This window comes from Aeromonas sp. L_1B5_3, from assembly GCF_963866575.1.
Taxonomy (GTDB): Bacteria; Pseudomonadota; Gammaproteobacteria; order Enterobacterales; family Aeromonadaceae; genus Aeromonas; species Aeromonas jandaei.
This window is the reverse complement of record NZ_CAWMDN010000133.1, coordinates 1-4207: the sequence shown is the minus strand read 5'-3', so window position 1 is coordinate 4207 and position 4207 is coordinate 1. Positions and strand designations below refer to the sequence as shown.

Sequence of the window (4207 nt, the reverse complement as noted above, 5' to 3'; positions counted from 1 at the left end):
GGAGATGTGTATAAGAGACAGCCATGCCCCAGCTCCATAGCTGGCTCAAGGATGAAGAGGGGCGCAGCTTTCAACTGCTGGGAATGGATCTCTTCAACCCCGGCCCGCTGCGCCAGCTGTTTGGCGCCCAACCCGCGAGCGAGCCCGCCTTTTCCCTCAACCGCACCGACAGCATCTGGCTGGCAGCCCCCGAAGCGGAGCGCCTTGGCTGGCAAGCGGGCCAGAGCCGCCGTTTTGTATTGGGCGGCAGCGATGGCGCCAGCGCCAAACCCCTGACCCTGACGCTTGCAGGCACGTTTGAACCGGGCGCCGTGCCCATGGAGCGGCTGCTGATAACCGACATCGGCCTCGCCCAGCCGCTGCTGAGCAAAGCGGGTCGGCTCGGTCGCATCGTCTTCAAATTAAGCGACGCCGAGGCTCGCACCCTGCAGGCCACCCTGCAAACCGATTACCCGAACCAGCCCTTGTGGCTTGAGCCCATCAGCCCGGCGCTCGATGCCAGCCAGCTTGGTGATGCGCTGGCCCTCAACCTGACGGCGCTCTCATTGCTCGCCATGGCAGTGGGACTGTTTCTGGTGTTCAACGCCCAGCGATTTGTCCAGAGCGTGCGCCGCCCCCAGCTGGCCCAGTTGATCATTCTGGGGATGGGGCCGAGTCGGGTGCTGCGTTGGCTCATTCTGGAGCTACTTATTCTCTCCACGGTAGGCACCCTGCTCGGGGTGATGCTCGGCAGCCTGTTGGCGCTGGCGCTGATGGGACAGCTGACCCAAGCGCTGGCCGATCTCTATGGGCCCAACCCCATCGATCTGTTGCGCCTCTCCCCTGTGAGCCTGCTCAAGGCGCTGTTGATCGGGCTGCTCGGCACGCTGGCCGCCAACCTGCCCGGCTGGTGGCAACTGCTGCGCCAATCCCCCCTCGAACTGCGAGCGGGAAGCAGCCGCCCCCCCGCTCACCCGTGGCGACGGCGCGTGCTGGCCATCGCCATCCTGCTGCTGTGCGCCCTCTGCCTGTGGTTGCCGCAAACCGGTTTGACCGGCGCCCTCTTTATCGCCGGCGGCTGGCTGCTGGCCATGGCGCTCTGGCTGCCCGATGCCCTGCGCGGCCTGCTTGGCTGGTTGCGACGGCGTGCGAGCGGCCCCCTCACCGCCCGGCTCGGGGTGGCCGAGACCCTCTATCACCTCGATCGCACCGCCATCGCGGTGATGGCGTTGCAGCTGGCCATCGCGGCGGCCATCGGCATCGGGGTCATGGTGTCGAGTTTTCGCTCCAGCGTGGAGATCTGGCTCGGCCAGCGTCTGGCCGCCGATCTCTATGTCACCGCCCCCAAGGGGGTGGCGGGCAACAAGGGCACCTTGAGCGACGCCACCCTCGAGACCCTGCTCGCCAATCCGCTAGTGAGCGCCGCCTCGCGCCGCTCGGTGCACCCTGCCCGCTGGCAGGGGCAGCCCATCGAGTGGGCGCAGATGGACTTTATTCCCCAGCTTAAAGCGGCCTATCCGCTGCTGGCCGGACGCTGGCCGACCCGTCCCGACGAGGTGCTGGCAAGCGAACCGCTGACGGTACGCCTCGGGGTCAAGGTGGGCCAGAGGTTGGCGATCAGCGGCGAGCAGGGGCCACGGCAGCTCACCGTCACCGGCGTCTATCAGGACTACGGCAGCGACAAGGGGCAGCTCCTGCATGCCTTCGAGGCCGGGGCGGTGCAATCCCTCGCCCTCTTTAGCAACGACCCCGAACAGCTGACCGATCGCCTGCGCGAGCGCTTTGGCGAGCAGCTCAATCTGCTCTCCGCCCCCGCCATCCACAGCGCGGCCCTCAAGGTGTTTGACCAGACCTTTGTGGTGACCGAGCTATTGAAGTTGCTGATCCTCGGCATCGCCTTTGTCGGGATCGGCTCGGCCTTTATGGTGCTGGGGCTGGCGCGCCGTGGCGAGCTGCAGACCTTGCAGAGTCTGGGCTTGAGCCCCCGCCACTGCCGCCAGCTGCTGGTGTGGCAAGGGGCGGGATTGGGGCTGCTCACCGCCCTGCTGGCCCTGCCGGTGGGATATGGCCTCGCCTGGGTGCTGATCGAGGTGGTTAACCCCCGCGCCTTTGGCTGGCGCCTCGCCTTCGAGGCCGCCCCCCTTCATGCGGTCACCGCCCTCTTGCTGGCGCCGGTCTGTGGCGCACTGGCCTCCTGGTATGCGGCAAGGAGAGTGGTATGAAACAGATCAAAGGGTGGCCGCTGGCGCTGGGTATACTCTGGACGCTCTATAGCGGGGCTATCGCTGCCAGCGATCTGGGCGCACTGCTCGGTGGCGGCAGCGACAGCTTTAAAAAGGTGCTGCCGGGGCAAACCATTCAATTGCCGGAGGATCACGCCGCACACCCCGATTACCGCTCCGAGTGGTGGTATCTCACCGGCAACCTCAAGGATGAACAGGGGCGCGAATATGGCATGCAATGGACCCTGTTTAGGCAGGGGATCGAACAAGAGATCCGCACCAGCAATCCCTGGCTTATCCCCCAGCTCTGGCTGGCCCAGTTTGCCATCACGGATCTCGACCGTGGCAGCCACCAGCAAGATGAACGGGCCAGTCGGCAGGGGCCGGGACTGGCGGGGGCCAGCGGCGGTCAATATTGGCTAAGGGAGTGGCGGCTTGCCTCGCAAGGGGCAGCGCTGTTCCCCGCCACCCTCAAGGTGCAGAGCAAGATTGGCGAGCTGAACCTCACCGTCACTGCCGCCAAGCCGCTGGTGCTGCAAGGCAAGGCCGGTTACAGCGAGAAGAGCCCGGGCAACGCCTCCTTTTACTACTCCTACCCGCGCCTCACTCTTCGTGGCACCCTGACTCGCGATGGCGAGACCCGCACCGTCACCGGACAAGGCTGGTTTGATCACGAGTGGAGCAGCTCGGTATTGGCCGAGTGGCAATCGGGCTGGGACTGGTTTTCGCTGCAACTGGCCGATGGCCGCGAGCTGATGCTGTTTCGCCTGCGCACCAAATCGGGCCGCGCTAATCCCGAAAACCAGCCAGAAAACCGTTACGGCATCTTGATTGAGCGGGATGGCAGCAGCCGGGTGCTCGCCCCCGACGCGATTCGCCTTACGCCGGGCAACACCTGGCGCGGCCCCAAGGGGCAGAATTACCCCGTCGAGTGGCAGCTAAACGCCGCCGGAATGAGCCTCACCATCAAAGCCCGTCAGCCCAATCAGGCCATGACAGGTCGCTTTGACTACTGGGAGGGTGCAGTCTCTGTCTCGGGGGATGCCAAGGGGGTCGGCTATCTGGAGATGACCGGCTACTGAACACCCTCGACAAACATGGCCGGTCTACTCGATGACCTAAAAACAAATCGCCCTGATAACAGGGCATCACAGTGATATCGCCCAGCCACTTCTGTCACTTGGCGCCAGTAGCCAAGGATGCTTTATCTGTTTATTTATTGAACTCCCCTTGCCCACTCAACCCGCAGCCAACTTGGCTCAAGTCTGATCCCAGTCAAAAAACCTTTCAAAATCCGAGCGATAACTAACTTTTAACTCACTTGCATTGGTCGCAGTTTGATATCTTTCTCATCCGGCACTCACGGCCCCAAAGGCAGCCGAGGTAAGCCCATGATTTACCCATTTTCAATCTGGTTAAAAGCAGCACTCGGGGAGCTGTAACTCCGTGCGGTAGCTATACAAATAGATGGAAATGATCATTTTTTGTTATTTTTAAATATCAACCTGATAAATAAACTTTATTCTCCTCACCGACTGATAAAGCTAGAGATGCTTTATTAAAGCATAATATACACACTTTGAATTATAGCTTTTTAAACACTTGTAAAATCACTCTTTCAAGAAGGAAATAAAATAATGGCATGGTATTGGTGGGTCATATTGGCAGTGGCTTTTTTATTATTTGCAAGTCATTACCAAACAAAGATAAGGAGAGAGTATCTAATGAAAAAATATGGTGACAAGCACCTTGTTGAAAAATTAATGAAACGAATGTTCTGGCAAGGCCAGTCTGAAGGTCAACTTATTGATTCACTGGGTAAACCTATCGATATTGATCAAAAAGTTCTCAAAACCAAAGTTAAAGAAGTTTGGAAATATAATAAAACAGGGAAAGGCCGCTATGCACTAAGAGTAACTTTAGAGAATGGTAAAGTGATTGGTTGGGATCAGAAATAATGAGTCTAAAACTAACGAAGTACAGCTTCAAAAAAAAAAAAAAAAAAA

The 4207-nt window shown here is 59.5% G+C and carries 2 protein-coding genes; both read left to right on the top strand.

The features are described 5' to 3' along the window. The first annotated feature begins 2197 nt into the window (after nt 1–2197). Nucleotides 2198–3283, top strand: a complete 1086-nt coding sequence (locus AACR93_RS17595) for a lipocalin-like domain-containing protein (protein ID WP_043851515.1) — start codon at nt 2198–2200, stop codon at nt 3281–3283. 555 nt (nt 3284–3838) lie between these two features. Further along, a complete protein-coding gene (locus AACR93_RS17590) occupies nt 3839–4159 on the top strand; it encodes a hypothetical protein (RefSeq protein WP_043851514.1) in 321 nt (106 codons plus the stop codon). Nucleotides 4160–4207 lie beyond the last annotated feature (48 nt).